The organism is Thermogemmata fonticola (genome assembly GCF_013694095.1).
Classification (GTDB): Bacteria; Planctomycetota; Planctomycetia; order Gemmatales; family Gemmataceae; genus Thermogemmata; species Thermogemmata fonticola.
Window position 1 is genome coordinate 142872 of sequence record NZ_JACEFB010000004.1, and the last position, 20177, is coordinate 163048.

The window sequence follows — 20177 nt, forward strand, 5'->3', positions numbered from 1 at the left end:
TTTGTCCCCTTGCTCCAAGGGGAAGGGGGGGTATAAGGTGACTTTGTGAAAAGAGCGGCAAAGTAGGGTTGACGTTGCCCGCGTGCCAGCATAAGCCAGCAGCAGCCGCCGCGGTGTGAGGTGAGCGTACACGACGGTTCGGGAGGAACAAGAGAAGCCGCGAGAAGGTTTTATCCGGTGCGCCGCCGGTGAGCCAGGAGGTGCACCCAGCCATCGCGGCGAGTTTTTTCGCCAGGCTTGTCGCAAAATTCACAAGCCCCTGTTGCCGCCGCGGAGCGAGATACGGTTAGACTTTCAGCCGGAGAGATGGCACCGCATTCTCGGCTAGCAGCAGGGTAGGCTCCGAACGAGGTGAACCGGCGGACGGAAGACCTCCCAGCAAACTCCACGGTCTGTGCCGGCCAGATGAAGTCGAGCCAGCCAGACGGAGTCGAACCAACCCAAAAGGAATGTTCAGCTCGCGCTCTCGGCGGGAGCGGCTAGGCTATCTCGGACCGAAAATCGCCTCGATTCCTACGGCTGGCGGATGAGCCGGTTGTTGTGCCGAGGTTCGCGGGGTCGGGTGCTTCAGGGAGAGAACGACGTGGAACCGGACATTACGGCAGCGTCCCGTTACGGAAACGATCCCAACGCTTCGTATGTGCTACGCGGCCTGGCCGGGGCTTCGTGCGGCATGGGATTTTTCAGCCTGATTGTGTTCTGGTGGACGCCATTTGGCGGTTTTCTGGCCACGGTGGGTCTCGCTTTGGGCCTTTTCTGCTTGTTCCGAGGCGTGCGGGGTGGACTGCGCGGCGAGCGCTACGCCCTAGCCGGGACCGCCCTCTGCGCCACCAGCCTACTGATTGCCTTGAGCCTCAATCAGGCCTTGCGCTACATGATGTGGGACAGCACGTGGTGACCGCGCATGCCACCGCAGAGGATAGCCCCTGGCCGCGTGGAGGCTTGAGTGGGGGATGGCATGCGGTCTGAATGACGAGGATTAAGTTGGAAGCGGAACAGCCGGCGGTGCAAGCGATCCGATGCCAGGGCCGGGGTCGTTCCGCAGGACGGGAATCAGGCGTCCGCTCCCTCCGGGAGTGTTTCGAGGTGGCCAGCTATGCCGCAGATTTTCCCCAAAGCCGTCAATCCGATCGCGCGGGTGGTCGTGCTGGGCTTCCCGTTGCTGCTCGGCTCCGCGGGTCTGACGGGGGCCGCCTTCTACCGGTCCTCCTACGCGACGGGAGTCGATGAAATCTTGCCGCAGCCGGTGGCGTTTAGCCATGCCCACCATGTGGGCCAGCTCGGCATCGACTGCCGCTACTGCCATACTTCCGTGGAGCACTCCAGCTCGGCCAATATTCCTCCGACAAAGACGTGTATGAATTGCCATCAGCAAATCTGGCAGGGGGCGGATATGCTGGCACCGGTGCGGGAAAGCTACCGCCGGGATCAACCGATCGAGTGGAACCGCGTGCACAACGTGCCTCACTATGTGTACTTCAACCATTCCATCCACATCGCCAAGGGGGTGGGATGCGTTGAGTGCCACGGCCGAGTGGACCAGGTGAATCTGACCAAACAGCACGCCACGCTGCTGATGGAGTGGTGCATCGATTGCCACCGGCAGCCGGAGAACTTCCTGCGTCCGCGCAGCGAGGTCTTCAGCATGACCTGGACGCCGGCCAAAGGGGGCGTGTGGAAGCCGGAAGACTTCTTCCATCCCGAATCGGAGGCGGCCCAGAAACTCATCGGCCAACCCCGCCCCACCACCCAGCGGGAACTGGGAGAACTACTCAAGGAACAGTACAAGGTGCGGGACAAGGTCACGCTGACGAATTGCTCGATGTGCCACCGTTAGGAGCGTGGCCAGGTTCAGGAGGTGAGCCAGTAGCACTAGCAGGGTGAGTTGTCCTACGAGGAGCGAACACAGGCGGGGCAGGACAGGATCGCGCGTTTGGCGGCCAGTCTTCCCTAAGCGAGAGATTGCGGGAGAGAGGTGGACATGAGCCAGGAGCGGACGGAGCAGCAGCGCGTGGAACTGGGGGTGGTGCCCGCCGGCGAAAGTCAGAGCGCTGCCGCTGAAGCGGAGCCTTGGCGGGACGAATTCCCCCCCGGTGCGATGGAATGGACCGATGAGGTCAGCCGCCGCCATTTCCTGACGCTGATGGGGGCTTCCCTAGCCCTGGCGGGCGCTGCCGGATGCAACGTCCGCCCCGCGCCAGCTCGCAAAATCCTTCCTTACACCGTACAACCCGCCGAGATCACGCCGGGCGTGCCCCTCTTTTTCGCCACCGCCCATCCGCTGGGAGGCTACGGCACCGGCATCCTTGTTCGCAGCAACGAAGGCCGACCCACCAAGATCGAAGGCAACCCCGACCACCCCTCCAGCCTGGGCGGCACCGATGCCATCGCTCAAGCCAGCCTCCTGGACCTCTACGACCCGGACCGCTCGCAAACCCCCACGCATAATGGCCAGCCGATCGGCTACGAACAGGTGATCCAGGCGGTGCGCAAGGAGCTGTACGTTCTGGGGGAACCGAAGAAGAGCGTCCGGCTGCGGATTGTGACGGAAACGGTGACCTCGCCGACGCTCGGTGCGGCTATCACCCGCCTGCTCCAGGATTTCCCCCAGGCCAAGTGGGTGCAGCATGAGCCAGTCAGCCGGGAGAATGTCCGGGAAGGCAGCCGCCTGGCCTTTGGCCGCCTCGTCCACACCCTCTTCGACTTCACTCAGGCGGACGTGGTCTTAGCCCTGGATGCGGACTTCCTCGGCTTCGGCCCCGGCCATGTCCGCTATGCCCGCGACTTTGCCCGGCGGCGCAAGGTGCGGACCGACCCCCAGGACGGCGTCAAACCGGAGCAGATGAACCGGCTCTACGCCGTGGAATCGATGCCCAGCAGCACTGGCTCGGTGGCGGACCACCGCCTGGCTCTGCCTAGCTCGATAATAGAGTCGTTCCTGCGTGATGTGGCGCGCGAAGTGGGGCTGCCGAATGTCCCACCCTCCGGGCCGCTGCCGCCGGTGGTGCAAAGCAGCGTCCGGCCCATCGCCGAGGACCTCAAGAGCCGTCAAGGCCGCGTGGCTATCGTCGTCGGAGAACACCTGCCGCCTTCCGTGCACGCCCTAGCCCATGCCCTCCATGTCCACCTGGGCGCGGTCGGCAAGACAGTACGTTACACCGAACCGGTGGAAGTCCTCCCCGAACCCGCCCGCCGGATCGATCTGAAAACTCTCGTGGCGGAGATGCAGCAGAAGCAGGTGGATGTTCTGCTCATTCTCTCCAGCAATCCCGCCTACACCGCTCCGGCGGATGTTCCCTTTGCCGAAGCCCTGCGTTCCGTGCCTTTCAAGTTGCATCTGGGCACCCATCAGGACGAGACAGCGGTGCTCTGTCCCTGGCACGTTCCGGAGGCACATTATCTGGAAACGTGGGGGGACATCCGCGGACACGACGGCACCGTGACGATCCAGCAGCCACTGATCGCGCCCCTCTACGGCGGCAAGTCGGCCCTAGAGCTGCTCGCGGACATCACCGCCGCCCCCTATCGGGAAGGGTACGACATTGTGCGGGACTATTGGCGCAAGCGCTTCCAAGCCGAGAAGCGCAGCGGCATCTTCGAGGTGTTCTGGCAGGAGTCGGTCCGGCGCGGGACAGTCGCAGGGACGGAGGCTCCCGCCGTCACGCCGACTCTTCAGAAGGATTGGCTAGCGCAAGCCTCCGTGCCTCCGGGGCCGCCCGTCGAGGGGCAATTCGAGTTGAACTTCCGCCCCGATCCGCTGCTTTACGATGGCCGTTACGCCAACAACGGCTGGCTCCAAGAATGCCCCAAGCCGGTCACCCGCATGACTTGGGACAACGCTGTGTACATGAGTCCGAACACGGCGCAAAAGCTCGGCGTGAAAGTCAACTTCCGCTGGACGGGGGGCGAACATGGCCGAGCGGAAGTGACGGTCGTGGAATTGAAGTATCGGGACCGGACAATTCGCGCGCCGGCGTGGATTCTGCCTGGCCATGCCGACGGCTGCCTCACAGTGCACCTGGGGTTTGGACGCACGCGGGCCGGCAAGCACGTGGCCAGCTCCCCGCAGGAACCGAACGCTGAAGGCAAGCCGGTCCGCGGCTTCAACGCCTACGCCTTGCGCACCTCGGACGCTCCCTGGGGAGGCCGCGGCGCCACCGTGGAACGCACATCCCAAACCTACTACCTCGCCTGCGTCCAGGGGCGCTGGTACTCTGCCCAGCGTGATCCCATCTCCGGTCTGGAAATGGACCGCAAGCCCGTCCGCTACGGCACCCTGGACGACTACCGCCGCTTCCCCCAGTTTGCCAAAATCCCGCCGATGGCCACAGGCGAATGGGAACTGATCAACGAAAACGTCCCCATGCCCAAGGGGTACTCGCCAACGGGCCATAACGGCCACAGCCACACCGGTCACAGCCACAACGGCCATGACCACGCTCAGCAGGGACATAAGGGTGAGCACAACGGCAAGGCGGGTCACGGCACCGACACCCATCAGCATGATGAAGACAACCACCACGATCCCCGCCTGCGTCCTCTGACGATGTACCACCCGATGGAGACGCTCGCGCCAGACCTACGCCCGGAACAGCGGCGGCGCTGGGCCATGGCGGTGGACCTATCGGCATGCAGCGGCTGCTCGGCCTGCGTCATCGCGTGTGTCAGCGAGAACAACACACCCGTGGTCGGCAAGTACGAGGTGACGCGCGGGCGCCTCATGCACTGGATCAACATTGACCGTTACTACGTGGGACCGGAAGACAAGCCGGAACAGTTGCAGACCTACTTCCAGCCACGCATGTGCGTGCAATGCGAAAATGCCCCCTGCGAGGTGGTCTGCCCGGTGGGAGCGACGGCGCACTCCAGCGACGGCCTCAACGACATGGCCTACAACCGCTGCGTCGGCACCCGCTACTGCTCCAACAACTGCCCGTACAAAGTGCGGCGGTTCAACTTCCTGACCTATTCGGACTGGTCCACGGGTACCCTCAAGCTGGGGCGCAATCCGGAGGTAACCGTCCGCAGCCGCGGCGTGATGGAAAAGTGCACATTCTGCGTGCAGCGGATTCGCTATGCCGAGATCGTGGCGGAGCGCGAAGGGCGGAGCATTCGGGACGGGGAGATCGTGACGGCCTGCCAGGCGGCCTGCCCCTCCGGAGCCATCGTCTTCGGTGATCTCAACGATCCGGACAGCGTAGTGTCCCGCTGGAAGAAGGAACCGACCAACTATGGTTTGCTGGCGGAACTGAATACGCGGCCACGCCTGACCTATTTGGCGGCGCTGCGTAATCCGAATCCCGCCATGCCGAAGGGGGCATGACCGTGGCGACGACTGTGGAACTGGATCACCGCAAGCGCCCGCCGGCCGGCTCTGGGCTGCCGCTGGAACCGGAGATGCACCCGCTGGTGCAGCGGCCCCACACGTTGGTGTCGGTGGGTGAGGCCCTGGGAGATGTGGTGTTCAAGCCCCACCCCCGCGGCTGGTGGCTCGGCTTTCTCGCTGGCTTCGCCTTGCTCCAGATGCTGCTGGTGGCCATCGCCTGGCTCTTCTACATGGGTGTGGGCATCTGGGGCATTAACGTTCCCGTGGCTTGGGGATTCGCCATCGTCAACTTCGTCTGGTGGATCGGCATCGGCCACGCGGGCACCCTCATCTCCGCCATCTTGTTGCTCATGCATCAGAAATGGCGGACCAGCATCAACCGCTTCTCGGAAGCTATGACCATCTTCGCCGTCATGTGCGCGGGGATGTTCCCCCTGCTGCACATGGGCCGGCCGTGGTTCTTCTACTGGCTTTACCCCTTCCCCAACGTCGCCGGTGTCTACCCGCAGTTCCGCAGCCCGCTGACCTGGGACGTGTTCGCAGTCACCACCTATTTCACCGTCTCGCTGGTCTTCTGGTACATTGGGCTGATCCCGGACCTGGCCTCGCTGCGGGACTCGGCGCCCAAGCGCATCCAGCGGATCATTTACGGCATTTTAGCGCTGGGATGGCGCGGCTCGGCCATCCACTGGCGGCGCTACGAGAAGGTGTATCTGCTACTGGCCGGCCTCTCCACGCCGCTGGTCTTGTCCGTGCACACGGTGGTGAGCTTCGACTTCGCCGTCTCCATCGTGCCGCTCTGGCATGCAACCATCTTCCCCCCCTTCTTCGTAGCCGGGGCGATCTTCTCTGGATTTGCCATGGTGGTGGCTTTGGCCATTCCGGTCCGCCGCTGGTACCACCTGGAAGATTTCATCACGGACCACCATCTGGATTTGTGCGGCAAGGTGATGCTGGCGACCGGCATGCTGGTGTGCTACGGCTACTTCAGCGAAGTCTGGATGGCCTGGTACGGCCACTCCCTCTACGAATGGGGCACGACCATCGAGCGGCTCTTCGGCCCTTACGGCTGGTCGTATTGGTGCTTGATCTTCTGCAATTTGGTCGTGCCGCAGATTCTCTGGTCCCGGCGGGCACGTCGCAGCGACTTCTGGCTGATGGTGGTGTCGATCTTCGTCCTTATTGGCATGTGGTTTGAGCGGTACGTGATCGTGATCACGCTCAGTCGCGAATATATTCCGGCGGCCTGGGGCCGTTATGCACCGACGGTGTGGGATTACGCCACGATGCTCGGCTCCCTGGGCCTGTTCCTGACGTTATTTTTCCTATTCGTGCGGTACTTGCCGATGATCTCAATGGCGGAAATGCGGGAACTGCTGCCGAAACGTCAGGGCGGCGGCGGTGGCCACTCGATTATGGAGAACGCTCCGTGAACCCAGCCGAGACTCCCTCTGGAGCGGGTCTGACCCCGGCGAAACTCTACGGCTTGCTGGCCGAGTTTGAAACCAGCGAGCAGATGGTCGAGGCGGCCCGCCGTGCCAAAGAGAAGGGGTACACCTACCTGGACTGCTACAGCCCCTATCCGGTGGGGGAAGCCGCCGATGCCCTGGGCTTCCCCAAATCGGAGATGGGCACCGTGATGTTCCTGGGCGGCCTGACCGGCGCCGTCTCCGGCTTCCTGATGCAATACTGGGCCAATGCCTACGGCTACAGCCTCAACATCGGCAGCCGGCCGTATTTCAGTTGGCCTTCGTTTGTGCCGGTCACCTTCGAGATGATGGTGCTGACCGCGGCCCTGACCGGCCTGTTCGGGCTGATCGCCATCTGCGGCCTGCCCTGCTATTACCATCCGCTGTTCCATAGCGAACGGTTCGCCCGGGCGACACGGGATCGCTTTTTCCTGTGCATCGAGGCTAGCGATCCGCGCTTCGATCCGGTGGCGACCCGCGAATTCCTCCAGAGCCTGCAACCGCTCTCGGTTGAGGAGGTGCCGGAATGACGCCGCTATTGCCGCTCTTAGACCGCTTTGCCGCTCGGCTGCGCCGGCTCCCCCGTTCGGGTCTGCTGCTTTTGGCCGCTTGCGCCTGGGCGAGTCTGTCCAGCGGCTGCCGCCAGAAAATGGCCGACCAGCCCTATTACCGGCCTTACGAACCGAGCGACTTTTTCGCCGATGGCCGCTCCGCCCGGCCCCTGGAGCGCGGCGTCATTCACCGGGCACAGTACCTGGAGACTGACCCCATCGCTACCGGCTTGACGCTGGAAGAATGGCAGCGGGCCTATGCCTTGGCCGCCAATCCGACCGTGGACCTGAAAACGCCCACGCCGATAGAGAATCGGGACCTGGCGGTCGGTGCGCCGCGCTTCGATCCGCGAGACAAAGACAAACCGAAGGTGTACGTGGAGGAGTTTCCTTTCCCGCTGACGGAGGCCGATCTGCGTCGAGGCCAGGAGCGTTACACCATCTACTGCGCGGTGTGCCACGGTCCCCTGGGCAATGGACAGGGGAAAATCTGGGAGCGGGGCTACTTGACGCCCACCTCCTTCCACACCGAGAAAGTCTCGCCGCAGGAAATCGACGTGCCCAATCCCTCGGACATTCCCCTGGGATATTCCCGCGGCTATGCCCTGTGGGGGATCAAAATCCCTCTGCGGGAAGCTCCGATCGGCTACTATTTTGAGGTGATTACCAAGGGTTATGGGGGCATGCCCAGCTACGCAGCCCAGATAGCACCGGCGGATCGCTGGCGGATCATCGCCTATATCCGCGTGTTGCAATGGAGCCAGCGTCTGCCGGCGGACTGGCTGCCCCCGGATGTGCGCTCCCAACTGGACGCGGGAGGTCAGAAGTGAGTCACGATCCCGCCTTGCACGCAGCGCCGGGTAACAACGGCAACACCGGCAACGGCCCTGGAGAGGCTCCCGAAGCCTTCGCCAGCCTCAAGCGCCTGGCCTTGTCGGCCCTGATCGCCGGAGTGGCCTTGTATCTGGTCACTGGCGTGGCGTACCAAGCCTCTCTCAGCAGCGACAGTCCGGCCCGGCATACGGCCCAGCAGCGCTTCGCCACCGCCTTCCTGACCAGTTACATCTACTGGCTCAGCCTGCCCATCGGAGCGATGACCCTGCTGATGATCTCCTACCTGGTCAAAAGCTCCTGGGGTGTGCTGCTGCGTCGGTTCCTGGAGGCGGCCACGCGCACCTTCCCGCTCTTCGTCGTGCTGTTCATTCCCTGGGCTTACATTGCCAGCACGGACCTGTCCCCCTACTGGTGGACCAAGCCGCACGAAGCCCAGCCGCCCGAAGGCGCCGCGGCTAGCCCCCAGCAACAACTCGCCACCGGCAACCCGGACAAGCGCCAGCTTACGGAAGATGTCGGCAAGGCGATGATCCGCCGGGCGATCGAAAAAGAGCGCGAACTGCGGGAAAAAGGCACCTTCAGCTTCCTTTCTCTGCCAGCGTTCATCGGTACCGCCATCGTTCTGTTCGCGATCTGGGGCACGCTCATTTACCTGCTCAACCGCTGGGGCCAGGAGGCCTCTACCCTTCCGGACAATCCCAATAATCCGGAGGAAGTGCAAGCGGCGCAGGATAAGGTCGATGCCGCCCTGGAGAAGCTCAAGAACATCTCCGGGCCGGGGATCATCATCTACGCCCTGACGATGACCGCAGGGGCGACCCATTGGGTCATGTCCCTGGAGCCAAGCTGGTCCTCCACCATGTTCCCGGTGGTCTTCGGCATCAATCAATTCCTGACCTGCTTCGCCCTCTGCCTGGCGAGTTTCCTCTACTTCTCCCCTTATTCGCCGATCCGCGAGGTGCTCAAACCCAAGTTCCAGCTCGATATGGGTTCGCTCATGCTGGCCATGACCTTGCTGTGGTCCTACACCTCGTTCTCCCAGTTCATGCTGGTGTGGATCGGCAACCTGCCGGAGGAGATTCCCTTTTATCTCAAGCGTTCCGTGCCGCAGTACGGGCTGTGGTGGTGGGTCTCGGTCATTCTGATCTTCTTCCACTTTGCCCTGCCGTTTGTGCTGCTGTTGTTCCGCAAGATCAAGCTGCATCCGGTGCGTCTGCGGCTGATGGCCATCTACCTGTGCGTGATCTGCGCGATCGACGTGACGTGGTGGATTGAACCGGTCCTGCTTCACGAGGGAACCTTCCCCTTCTGGCTGATGGATGTGGGAGCGATCGTCGGCCTGGGCGGTCTGTGGGGCTGGCTGTGGCTCTACTTCCTCCAGCAGCGGTCGCTCGTGGTCCAGGCGCAAACCTTCTGGCTGCCGGAAGCCCACGCCCATGTGGCCGACCAGCCGGAGCATGCCGCCCCAGCCGGACATGGACATGGAGACCAAGCCCATGCCATACCGGAGGGACATTGACACCGGAGGAACATTGACGTTACGGACCCCAAGGGCCAGACACAAGCCCCCACCGGCTAGAGTGGATCCGGCATAGCCGGACGTTGACCCCGAAAGCCGGACGTTCACCCCAAAGGCCATACACCTAGCCGTAGGAGGAAAAATGAGCCGGGGGTGGGAGAATAAAAAGGTTCGCAGAAAGAGAAATCCTCTGGGACACGGAATGCCATCCGCGGTAAGCCGCCGCTTGGAGGAAGGAGTACCGAGGGTTCCAGAGCCAAAGCGGGAACTGTGGGAGAAGGGAAGATCATGACGAGCCGTGAGTCAGAGCGTTCGGGCCACGAGGAGCATGGCGGTCCAGTCCTGGCGCAGCCTGCCCCCGAAGTGATCGCCCGCGGTCACGAGGAGGACGGGTACGATCCAGTCAGTGTTTGGAGCGTTCCGCTTCTGGTGGTGCTGTTTTTCGTGCTGGCGTTCGTGACCACGACGATCCTGTTTTACTACCTGGCGCCCCAGCCGGCGCAGCCGGAGACTCATCCCCTGGCGGCCGAGCGGAACAAGGCCCCGCTCGAGGAGCGCTTGGCCCGGATCACCCGCGGCGGGGAGGTGGACCAACCCCGCTTGGAGCCTCTGCGCATCCGCACGGGCGATGCCCGAGCTATCACCCGGCCCGAAGCCCCGGTCGGCAATTCGCCGGAGATTCACCCCGAAGACTTGCGTCCCTCGCCGACCACCACGCCGGACCTTTACCGCAGCGGCTGGCTGGACCCCAACAAGAGTGTGGCGCGTGTAACCATTGATCAGGCCCTGCGTCTCTCTCTAGAGAGGAATCTTCTGCCGGTGCGCAAGGAAGCGATGGCGCCGTGGCGTTCGACGCAACTGCCCACCGCAGCTAACGCCGGCCGGGGCCAAACGGGGGAGACCTCGGCCTCCGAAGGTCGCCGCTCCGGAGCGCAGGCCCCCTCTGGAAAGCCGCCCGGCAGTGCGCCCCCAGTTACGTCCACGGGCAAGAAGACACCGGAAGACAAGGCACCGGATAAGAAGGCGGCTTCCCCCGGCAGTGAGACGCCCCAGGGTTCCAGCCGCTCGCCGGAGCCGACCCTGCCGCAGGCCCCTGCGCCGCGGCCCAACCAATGACTCCAGCACGGACACCCCACGAGATGAACTCCATGCTCCGCGGTTTCTTCGGCTTACTGATCGTGCTCATGGTGGCAGCCCTTTTTGCCATCGCCCGCGCCCAACCGCGCGTGGAAGCCGGAGTCGATGAACGCATCGGCGTGCAGGTGCCCCTCGATTTGCCCCTGCGAGATGAACAGGATCAGCCGATCACCCTCCGGGAGTGCATGGCGGGCAAGCCGACGATTCTGGTGCCGATGTACTACCGCTGCCCGATGAATTGCAACCTCATTCTGCGCGGCCTGGTGGAGACGCTCCGCGAGATGCCCCAGAACTTCTCGGTGGGCCAGCAATTTCACGTCGTCTGCCTGAGCTTCGACCACCGGGAGCACGGCGACCTGGCCCGCGCCAAAAAAGAGGTCACCCTCCAGGAATACGGCCGGCCCGGCGCGGAAAGCGGCTGGCGCTTCCTCACAGGCAGCCAAGAGTCCATCGCCCAGACCATGGACGCCATCGGCTACCGCTTCGAGTTCGATAAAGCCTACAAGGAATACAACCATCCCAGCGCCATCATCTTGCTGTCCCCGCAGGGGTTAACCACTCGCTACTTTTACGGTTTCAAATACGACGGAGAAATTCCCGTCCAGGGCGACATGATCGAATTGCCGGATGGCACGCGCAAAGTGCCGACGACCACGCTGCGGCTGTCGATCATCGAAGCCGCCGAGGGCAAAGGCGGTTCGGTCCTGGACCGCTTGATTCTGCTCTGCTACCGCTTCGATCACTTGAACAAAGGATATTCGCTCAACGTGCTGCGTGTGGTGCAATTCGGGGGACTGCTGACTCTGGGGCTGCTGATTGTGGGGGTGGGGCTAGCCCTGTGGCGGGAGCGTCGCCAGGCGCCGGCCGCTGCAACCCTCGCCGCGGTGCGCAACCCACCGGCTGTCGGCCCCTCTGTTGGCTCCCCCTGGGCATCCCCCCAGCCTGATTCCAGTGACGGCAAGCCGTCAGGAGGTTCCGCGTGAGCTACCTGCTGCCTTTCATTCCGGAGCGCGCCTCGGTTCTGGCGGACCGCTTTGAAGCCCTCTTCTGGTACATCACCCTGACCACGGCCACGGCTGGCCTTCTGGTCTACGCCTTCATCGTGTACTGCTGCATTAAGTACCGGCGCTCCGTCTCGCCCGGCACCACGCCTCGCATTCTCGGCTCGCATCGGCTGGAGATTGCCTGGACCATCATCCCCACCATCATCTTCTTCACCTTTTACGGCTGGGGAGTAGCGGTGTATAACTACGCCTTCCATCCGCCGGAAGATGCCCTGGAGATTTTCGTCATCGGCAAGCAGTGGATGTGGAAGGCCCAGTATCCGACGGGCCAGCGGGTGATCATCGGCGGCAATCCGGCCAACATGACCGAAGCGGAACGTGCCAGCATCGGCCGGCTCGTTGTGCCCATCAACCGCCCCATCAAGGTCACTCTGACCTCGGAAGATGTGATTCACAACTTCGGCATTCCGGCCTTCCGCAGCAAAATGGACGTTCTGCCTGGACGTTACACCACCTCCTGGTTCCAACCGACGAAACTGGGAGAGTTCCACATCTACTGCGACCAGTACTGCGGCACGTGGCACTCCCTGATGGTGGGGAAAGTAGCCGTGGTCACGCAAGAGGAGTTTGAAGACTTCCTTCTGGGCGCGAAAAATCCCCAGGGGAGCGAGAATGCGGTGGACGGCTCTCTAGCCGCCCAAGGCCGGCAATTGTTCCTGAAGTTGCAGTGCAGCACTTGTCACACGGCCAAGCCGACCGCCCGTGCCCCCGTGCTGGAAGGACTCTACGGCAGCAAAGTCCCCCTCAAAGGCAACCGCACGGAAATCGCCGACGAACAGTACATTATCGAGTCGATCCTCAAGCCACGGGCCAAAGTCGTCGAGGGCTGGGAACCGATCATGCCCTCCTACGAAGGGCAGGTGACGGCTGAGGACCTGGCGGCCCTGGTCCAATATATCCGCAGCCTCAAGCGCGGCACCACGCCGGACCGCACCGAAGACTTCCCGGTCCCCGTGGGCGCTCCCACCGAGCGGCCTGAACCCATCTCCCCAACTAAGGAAAAGAAGTGAGAAGGGAGGACGGCAGGAAAAAAGAATTGAGACAGAAACACCGGAAGACAGGGAACAGACGAGGAGCAACCCCAAGCCCCCCGCTACCTGATCCTGGAGCGGGAGCGGAGAGAGCCGCGGAGGACACGCCTGGGGACCGCGACACAGGAAGGCTGGAGTTGCTGCTACCTTTGTTCAGGCAGTCCGACAAATGCGGTCCGGTCCGGCTGACATGGGGAATACGTGAGGGAACGACGCAGGAACGACTGCGAAATTGAGGAACGATAGCGAAACGAAGGGAACCGCGCCCCTTACCGGGAGCGGCATAGCATAGCGAGGGACTGATCGATGAGCGCTACCACCGTTTGGGCTACTCCCACCACTACTCCGCCTCCGGAACCTCCTCCGGCGGAGCCGAATTATCTCAATCACAACTACAGCATCTGGTCGTGGCTGTTGACCACGGATCACAAGCGGATCGGGATTCTGTACTTGATCTCGATCACGCTCTTTTTCGTGGGAGGGGGAATCGCCGCCGGTGTCGTGCGGCTCAATCTGTTGGCACCCAATGGGGCCATTGTCACGGAGGACGTGTACAACCGGGCGTTCACGGCGCACGGGGTGCTCATGCTTTTCTTCTTCCTGATCCCTGCCGTTCCTGCGGTGTTCGGCAACTTTTTCATCCCGATGATGATCGGGGCGAAGGACCTGGCCTTCCCGAAGCTGAACCTGGCGAGCTGGTACGTGTTCATGATCGGGGCGGCGTGTGCGGCCTGGTCTGTGCTGGTTGGCGGCATCGACACAGGCTGGACGCTCTATCCGCCGTACAGCACGCGAGCCAGTCAGGCTAGCGTCATTCCCGGCGTGCTGGGGGCCTTCATCTCCGGCTTCAGCTCGATCATGACCGGCCTCAACATCATGGTGACGATCCACAAGATGCGAGCGCCCGGACTGACGTGGAACCGCCTGCCGCTGTTCGTTTGGGCGCTGTATGCCACCAGTCTGATCCAACTTTTGGCCACGCCGGTGGTAGCGATCTCCCTGGTCTTGATCATGGTGGAGCGGGCTTGGGGCGTCGGCATCTTCGATCCGAGCATCGGCGGCGACCCGCTGCTGTTCCAGCACCTGTTCTGGTTCTACTCGCATCCGGCGGTGTACATCATGATCCTGCCAGGGATGGGAGTTATCAGCGAGGTGATCACCTGCTTCAGCCGCAAAAACATTTTCGGTTACGCAGCGGTGGCCTGGTCGAGCATGGGGATTGCGGTGGTCGGCTTCCTGCTCTGGGCGCACCACATGTTCGTGGCGGGGATCAGCTTCTACGCGGCCCTGCTCTTCAGCTTCCTCAGCATGCTGGTGGCGGTGCCGTCGGCCATCAAGGTGTTCAACTGGACGGCGACGCTTTACCGCGGCTCCATCACCTTCCAGGCGCCGATGATCTTCTCGCTGGGGTTCATCTTCCTGTTCACCATCGGCGGGCTGACCGGTCTGTACCTGGCCACCTTGGGCACGGACATCCACCTGCACGACACCTACTTCGTGGTGGCCCACTTCCACTTCGTCATGGTGGGAGGGATGGTCATGGCGTACTTCGCTGCCCTGCACTACTGGTGGCCGAAGATGTTCGGGCGCATGTATTCCGACTGGTGGAGCCGCGTCGCCGCCATGATCATCATCGTCGGCTTCTTCCTGACCTTCATTCCGCAGTTCGTCATGGGCTACCACGGCATGCCGCGCCGCTATCCGAACTATCCCGCGGAGCTGCATATTCTCAACGTGATGTCCACAGCGGGCAGCTCCATCCTTGGCCTGGGCTATTTGCTCCCCGCGATCTACCTGACTGTGTCGCTCTTCAACGGTCCCAAGGCGGGAAGCAATCCCTGGAGCGCGACCGGTTTGGAATGGCAGACGCCCAGCCCGCCATCGATCCATAACTTCGAGGAAACCCCGGTGGTGGTCTGCGGACCTTACGAATATGCAATTGGCGTCGATCAAATGGGGCGGCCCTTGCCGGAAGGACCGGGAGAAGGCGGACCGATCGATCCGGCTTCCCACGCCGGCCACCCCTACCCCGCGGGACCAGCCCCCAAGGAAACTGAAGTGGTCGGGTGATCCTCCGAAAGCCCCGCTGCTGGCCGAGGATGACCCCAGACCCTAGCCCAGGGCTGCTGCCGGACCGAAAAAAGCCACACATAGCGTCGGCGGGCAGTCCCTAGGGTTTCTGGAACAACAGAGTTTCTGGGATAATGACCTGAACCCGGTTTCGGAGAACAACAACCTCCCGGTTTTCTGAGATAGCAAGCCCGAATTGTCCCCGATAGCAAGAAGGAGAGCAACGTTGTCGGCCCACACGCATAGCTCAGTGCTCAAGCACCACTTCGATCACCTCGAGCAGCAGCATGCCTCAGAACGACTGGGGATGTGGATGTTTTTGGCCACGGAGATTCTCTTCTTCGGCGGCCTGTTCGGAGCCTATACGGTCTACCGGCTCTACTACCCCACCGAGTTCGAGTTTGCCAGCTCCAAGCTCAACCGGGTGATTGCGACGATCAACACGCTGTTTTTGATCACCAGCAGCATGACCATCACCTTCGGCATCCGGGCGGCGAAGCTGGGGGACCGCGCGGGGTTGATCCGCTATCTGGTGCTGACCCTGCTTTTGGGCGGGGCCTTCATGGTGATGAAGGGGTTCGAGTACAACGCGGACTTTGAGGAGCGTTACGTCCCCGGCACGCTCTTCCGCAGCGAATACAATGCGGCCTTCGAGGCGGTCTTTCCGACCAGCCCGCTGCAACCGCCGCTGAGCAAGGAACAGGCCAAAGCTTACTTCGAGCAGGATGCCCAGAGCGCCCACCCCAAGCATCAGCACTGGGCTGCCGAGCTGGTTCTGCTCAACTACGGCAAGAGCACCAAGGACCCCGACTACATCGATCCGGGCAAGGTCCAGCTCTTCCTGAGCTTTTACTACATCATGACTGGCATCCACGGCATCCACATTCTGGTCGGCCTGGGATGCATTGTGTGGCTGATCATCGAAGCCGCCCGCGGCGCCATCCCGCCCGAAAACTACTCCACCGTAGAAGTCGTCAGCCTCTACTGGCACCTGGTGGACGGCATCTGGCTCTTCCTCATGCCGCTGCTGTACCTGGCCGGAGCCGGATGGGCAGGCCACTAAAACGGAGGGGTTCCCCAAGATCATCGAAGGAAAACTGGTCAAACTCCACAGGCGAGGCGCAGGACTATGGCTCACGAATCGCATCATCTCAAACCAGGAGCGCTGGAATTCGACCGGGAGACCGACAGCCCCAGCTTGCTGCTGGGCGTGTGGCTGGTCATCGTGTTGATGGCCTTGGCTTCGATCGGGCTTTCCAGTCTGGGACTAGGAAAGTATGCCCTGCCGGTGCAGCTCATCATCGCCTGCATACAAGCCGGTCTGGTGGCGTATTACTTCATGCACCTGCGGCAGAGCGACCGCGTCGTGATTCTGACAGCGCTGTCCTCGCTCTTCTGGATGGGCATCCTGTTCGTCCTGGTTCTGGCAGACTATCTGACCCGCACCCGGCATGTGGGGTGGTGACGGCAGCGGGCGGCAGAAGTGGTGCGGGACGTTTATCAGAGCTGGGATCAAGCCGGGGGCAGCGGGCGCACCGGAGAAAGGGCGCCCGTTGTTGTTTCTCCCCGCAGCCGGGAAGAGCGAGCAGCTGAGAGCCTAGCGAACACCCGAAAGCAAACCAACGCTTGAAGTAGGGGGAAAGGGGAACGAGGGTTTCGGGGTCAAGCCGATGATGGAGGTGCCAGCCAGGTCAGGGCAAGCGCGGGGGACGACGAGCGTATCCGCTTGCCCCGGTAGCCGAAATACCGGTGCTGGGCAGCGGCAGTTTCGTCGGTCAGGCCGCCTGACCCCCCTCGCACTGGCGCTGGTGATTCTGCTCTCCGGCTGCCAATCGTCTTCGGAGGAAACCGACTATGCCTTCCCCTCGCGGACGGATGCTTTGGTGCTCCGCCTGCCGTCTCAAGCACCGGATCAGCCGACCCAACCAGGCCAGTGGGAAGCGGAACTGGCAGCTCTGGCGGCTAAGGGAGGCCAGGTACTGTCTCCACTTCAGATTCCGGCGGATCAGCGAGCGGCGATCGATGCAGGCTTGCGGGAGTTGTTCGGCACACCCTCCCGGCCTCATCTGGTGAGCCAACAGGCGGCAGTGCTGGAGCGCCTGGGGTTGAGCGAGGAGCGCCTGCGCCAGGGGGGGCAGTTGTATCGCCGCCATCGCTGCCTGCAATGCCACAACTTGACGGGGGACGGGCGGGGACCTGCCGGGCAATGGGTCATCCCCTACCCGCGAGACTTCCGGCAGGGGGTGTTCAAATTCACAACTAGCGGCAACAGCAAACCCCGGCGGCAAGACCTGCTGCGCACCCTGCGGGAAGGCCTCAAAGGGACGGCCATGCCTTCCTTCGCCCTGCTGGCGGAGGCGGACCGGGACCTGCTGGCGAGTTACGTCACCTACTTGGCGATCCGAGGGCAGGTGGAGTTCGAGGCGCTCGTGGCCGTGGGTCAGGGTTCCGTACCGGAGATCGGACCGTGGCTGGCCCAGCAGGCCGAAGTGGTGCTGCGGCAGTGGCAAGCCGCCGAAGAAGCTCCCCCGGTGCCTTCCCCTCCCGACGACGGCCCGCCCGGCTCCCCCCGCTATCAGGAGGCGGTGCAACGAGGCTTCGCCTTGTTCACCGCCGGAGGTGAAAACTCCTGCCAGAGCTGCCACGGGAACTTTGGCCGCCGCCCGCAGTTGCGTTATGAAGTTTGGGGAACCACGGCACGCCCGGCGAACCTGACGGAGCGCCCGCTCAAGAGCCAGCCACAGGCCGAGGATTTGTACGCCCGCATCCGTTGGGGCATCCCCGCCGTGGGAATGCCGGCGCACCCGGAATACAGCGAGCGGCAGGTGTGGGATTTGGTCCGCCTGGTGCAGTCGCTGCCATTCCCGCGGGAGCTGCCGCCCCCGGTGCGCGCCGCCGTCTACCCAGAAAGTGGAGAGCTGCCATGAACCGCCTGGCATCCTCGCCAAGCGATCCCAGCGATTCCGTCCCAAGCTTGCCTAGCCTCCTGCGCGTCTGGGCCTGGCTGACCGTGGGGGCGACCTGCTGCCTATTGGCCCTGGGGCAACTCGTGACCAGCTTCCAGGCGGGCATGGCAGATCCCATCTGGCCCACCGAGCCGTGGTACCTGCTCCTGATCGACTGGCAAGAACCGAGTCCGGGTTATCTGATCGAGCACAGCCACCGGATCGCTGGCTTTCTAGTCGGCGGGCTGACAGCGGTCTTAGCTTTGGGGCTGTGGTGGACGCAGCCGCAGCGGTTCCTGCGTGGGGTGGGATTGGCGGCCCTGCTGCTGTTGCTGGCGGCCTACGGGCAGTTTCATGGCGCCTTAATGGCCCAACGGCATGTCACTCCGGAAGCGGTGCAGTGGCCGCGCTCAGCCACCGTGGGGTTATTGTTCGCCGGACTGCTGAGCCTTGCTTTGGGTCTGTGGGACGTGGGGCGCAGTCCGAGGGGTGCCGCCGTGCGCCTCTTGGGAATCCTGGCACTGATGGCCGTGATGATCCAGGGACTGCTCGGCGGTTTCCGTGTGCTCTGGGATGCCCTGGCCGGGACCAACCTAGCGGCGATTCACGGCGTGTTCGCCCAATGCGTCCTGGGTCTTCTTGTGAGCGTAGCTTTGCTGGCCGGTGCTGTCCCCGCGCAGCGCCTGCCTTCGGGGAGCCTGGCCTTTTTCCGCCGCAGCGCCGTCCTGCTCGCCGTGCTGGTGTTTGTGCAGATCGCCCTGGGAGCATGGCTGCGGCATCACGTGAACCCTCTGGCCCAGCGGCTGCACGTGCTCACGGCGTTTGCGGTGCTGGGCGGCTGGGTCTGGCTGGGGACACGGCTGCGGGCTGTGCGGGAAGCCTGGAGCGGGGTAAAGTATCTGGTGATCGGCGCGGGTTTGGTGCTGGCGGTTCAGGTGTATCTGGGTGTGGAAGCCTGGCTGGTGCGTTATGGCGCGGGCGTTCCGCCGGAATTGGCGCCCATCACTCTGGCCAGTGCTGCCTGGCGAACCGGCCATGCTTTGGTGGGCAGCCTGCTGTGGGTTTTGAGTTTGGCCCTGGCCCTGCACTGGGTCCGGGGTATGACCACCGTCCCCGCGGGAATCGGAACCCGGCGGGTTAGCCCCGAAGGAATGGCTTCTCCGGAATCTCTGGAATCCCGTTCCTCGCCAGAAGGAGCATCGCGTCCATCGCCGGAGTTGCGCCGGTCTTTGAGCGTGGCCGTCCCGGCAGCAGGGGAAGAAGAATGAGACAACACAGTTGGGCCATCGAAGCTGAGGCGATGGTGATGAGCCTGGGCGGCAGCGCGGGAGCGAGCGTCGCCGGAGTGCGCCGCTGGGCGGACCTGTTGGCACTGACCAAGCCACGGATCACGCTCTTGGCCTTGTTCACGGTGGCAGCGGGATATGTGCTCGGAGCGGGAGCGACGGAGGTGCGCCTGGCCGGACTAGTTCACGTGCTCATGGGCGCGGGATTGGTGGCGGCAGCGGGCGGCGTGTTCAACCAGTTGTGGGAACGGCGCTACGACGGCTCCATGCCGCGCACACGGGACCGCCCCCTGCCGGCAGGCCGGATTTCGCCAGAGTTTGCCGCCGCTTACGGGGCCGCTCTTCTGGGCATTGGTCTGGCCTGGCTCTGGTCCACAACTACCCCCGCCGCTGTGGCAGCCGCGTCGGCCACCTTCGCCCTCTATGTCTTCGTCTACACGCCGCTCAAGCGGAAGACGGTCTGGAACACCGCGGTCGGAGCTGTGCCGGGCGCCCTGCCGCCGGTCATCGGCTGGTGCGCGAGCCGTGGTGCGGAGGGACTGCTCGCGGCTGCCGGCCTCTTCGCCATTCTCTTCCTCTGGCAGATTCCGCACTTCATGGCCATCGCCTGGCGCTATCGACGCGAATATGCCGCCGCCGGCTTCCGCATGCTGCCCAATGACGACGCCCAGGGGAAGAAAACCGCCGCCGTTTCCCTGCTCTGCTGCCTGCTGCTGCTAATCGTCGGCGGGAGCACCGCCTGGTACCTGGGCAGCCGCTTGGCCTGCGCGGGAGCGATTGCTGCGGGGTTGCTCTTCCTCTACCCCGCGCTCCGCTTCGCCCACCAGCGCAACGACGCCACCGCCCGCCAATTGCTCCGCGGCTCGCTCCTGTACGTCCCCCTGGTCTATGGCCTGCTCGTCTTCGATGCCTGTTGGTAGTCCCCCGATGTCTGGAAATGCGCCG

General features: G+C 63.3%; 16 protein-coding genes. All 16 read left to right on the forward strand.

Annotated features, from left to right (window positions below; all coding sequences use genetic code 11):
• Nucleotides 1-583: 583 nt before the first annotated feature.
• A complete protein-coding gene (locus tag H0921_RS07970) occupies nt 584-898 on the forward strand; it encodes a hypothetical protein (RefSeq protein WP_194537526.1) in 315 nt (104 codons plus the stop codon).
• Nucleotides 899-1096: 198 nt separating this feature from the next.
• Entirely contained in the window at nt 1097-1837 is a 741-nt protein-coding gene (locus tag H0921_RS07975) for a cytochrome c3 family protein (protein ID WP_194537527.1), read from the forward strand.
• Nucleotides 1838-1981: 144 nt separating this feature from the next.
• Nucleotides 1982-5323 carry a 4Fe-4S dicluster domain-containing protein gene (locus tag H0921_RS07980; RefSeq protein ID WP_228499221.1) on the forward strand — a complete coding sequence of 1114 codons (3342 nt, stop codon included), beginning with the start codon at nt 1982-1984 and terminating at the stop codon, nt 5321-5323.
• Complete coding sequence (gene nrfD / locus H0921_RS07985) at nt 5320-6759, forward strand: NrfD/PsrC family molybdoenzyme membrane anchor subunit (protein ID WP_390622546.1); 1440 nt, start codon at nt 5320-5322, stop codon at nt 6757-6759. Before H0921_RS07980 ends, nrfD begins: the two co-directional genes overlap by 4 nt.
• Nucleotides 6756-7325, forward strand: a complete 570-nt coding sequence (locus tag H0921_RS07990) for a DUF3341 domain-containing protein (protein ID WP_315851863.1) — start codon at nt 6756-6758, stop codon at nt 7323-7325. The genes nrfD and H0921_RS07990 overlap by 4 nt, the downstream gene beginning before the upstream one ends.
• A complete protein-coding gene (locus H0921_RS07995; RefSeq protein ID WP_194537528.1) occupies nt 7322-8176 on the forward strand; it encodes a c-type cytochrome in 855 nt (284 codons plus the stop codon). Before H0921_RS07990 ends, H0921_RS07995 begins: the two co-directional genes overlap by 4 nt.
• Complete coding sequence (locus tag H0921_RS08000; RefSeq protein ID WP_194537529.1) at nt 8173-9699, forward strand: hypothetical protein; 1527 nt, start codon at nt 8173-8175, stop codon at nt 9697-9699. Before H0921_RS07995 ends, H0921_RS08000 begins: the two co-directional genes overlap by 4 nt.
• Nucleotides 9700-9987: 288 nt before the next feature.
• Nucleotides 9988-10815, forward strand: a complete 828-nt coding sequence (locus H0921_RS08005; protein WP_194537530.1) for a hypothetical protein — start codon at nt 9988-9990, stop codon at nt 10813-10815.
• A gap of 32 nt (nt 10816-10847) precedes the next feature.
• Entirely contained in the window at nt 10848-11819 is a 972-nt protein-coding gene (locus H0921_RS08010) for an SCO family protein (protein WP_194537531.1), read from the forward strand.
• On the forward strand, nt 11816-12910 hold the full coding sequence (coxB, locus tag H0921_RS08015) for a cytochrome c oxidase subunit II (RefSeq protein WP_315851864.1): 1095 nt from the start codon (nt 11816-11818) through the stop codon (nt 12908-12910). Before H0921_RS08010 ends, coxB begins: the two co-directional genes overlap by 4 nt.
• 327 nt (nt 12911-13237) lie before the next feature.
• Nucleotides 13238-15001 carry a cytochrome c oxidase subunit I gene (locus H0921_RS08020; protein ID WP_194537532.1) on the forward strand — a complete coding sequence of 588 codons (1764 nt, stop codon included), beginning with the start codon at nt 13238-13240 and terminating at the stop codon, nt 14999-15001.
• Between the two features lie 226 nt (nt 15002-15227).
• Entirely contained in the window at nt 15228-16064 is an 837-nt protein-coding gene (locus H0921_RS08025) for a cytochrome c oxidase subunit 3 (RefSeq protein WP_194537533.1), read from the forward strand.
• Between the two features lie 66 nt (nt 16065-16130).
• Entirely contained in the window at nt 16131-16466 is a 336-nt protein-coding gene (locus H0921_RS08030; protein ID WP_194537534.1) for a cytochrome C oxidase subunit IV family protein, read from the forward strand.
• A 205-nt stretch (nt 16467-16671) separates the two neighbouring features.
• Nucleotides 16672-17928: a c-type cytochrome gene (locus tag H0921_RS08035; RefSeq protein WP_194537535.1), complete on the forward strand. Its 1257-nt coding sequence runs from the start codon at nt 16672-16674 to the stop codon at nt 17926-17928.
• Nucleotides 17925-19214 (forward strand): COX15/CtaA family protein, encoded by a 1290-nt coding sequence (locus H0921_RS08040; RefSeq protein ID WP_194537536.1) that lies wholly within the window; start codon nt 17925-17927, stop codon nt 19212-19214. The genes H0921_RS08035 and H0921_RS08040 overlap by 4 nt, the downstream gene beginning before the upstream one ends.
• Entirely contained in the window at nt 19211-20152 is a 942-nt protein-coding gene (gene cyoE / locus H0921_RS08045; protein WP_194537537.1) for a heme o synthase, read from the forward strand. Before H0921_RS08040 ends, cyoE begins: the two co-directional genes overlap by 4 nt.
• Nucleotides 20153-20177: the final 25 nt, after the last annotated feature.

Bases quoted from the DNA above. Each gene is read 5' to 3' on its own strand.
- H0921_RS08035 (WP_194537535.1), top strand. From the start codon at position 16,672: ATGATGGAGGTGCCAGCCAGGTCAGGGCAAGCGCGGGGGACGACGAGC.
- H0921_RS07975 (WP_194537527.1), top strand. From the start codon at position 1,097: ATGCCGCAGATTTTCCCCAAAGCCGTCAATCCGATCGCGCGGGTGGTC.
- H0921_RS08040 (WP_194537536.1), top strand. From the start codon at position 17,925: ATGAACCGCCTGGCATCCTCGCCAAGCGATCCCAGCGATTCCGTCCCA.
- H0921_RS08020 (WP_194537532.1), top strand. From the start codon at position 13,238: ATGAGCGCTACCACCGTTTGGGCTACTCCCACCACTACTCCGCCTCCG.
- H0921_RS07995 (WP_194537528.1), top strand. From the start codon at position 7,322: ATGACGCCGCTATTGCCGCTCTTAGACCGCTTTGCCGCTCGGCTGCGC.
- H0921_RS07980 (WP_228499221.1), top strand. From the start codon at position 1,982: ATGAGCCAGGAGCGGACGGAGCAGCAGCGCGTGGAACTGGGGGTGGTG.
- H0921_RS08030 (WP_194537534.1), top strand. From the start codon at position 16,131: ATGGCTCACGAATCGCATCATCTCAAACCAGGAGCGCTGGAATTCGAC.
- H0921_RS08010 (WP_194537531.1), top strand. From the start codon at position 10,848: ATGCTCCGCGGTTTCTTCGGCTTACTGATCGTGCTCATGGTGGCAGCC.
- nrfD (WP_390622546.1), top strand. From the start codon at position 5,320: ATGACCGTGGCGACGACTGTGGAACTGGATCACCGCAAGCGCCCGCCG.
- cyoE (WP_194537537.1), top strand. From the start codon at position 19,211: ATGAGACAACACAGTTGGGCCATCGAAGCTGAGGCGATGGTGATGAGC.
- H0921_RS08005 (WP_194537530.1), top strand. From the start codon at position 9,988: ATGACGAGCCGTGAGTCAGAGCGTTCGGGCCACGAGGAGCATGGCGGT.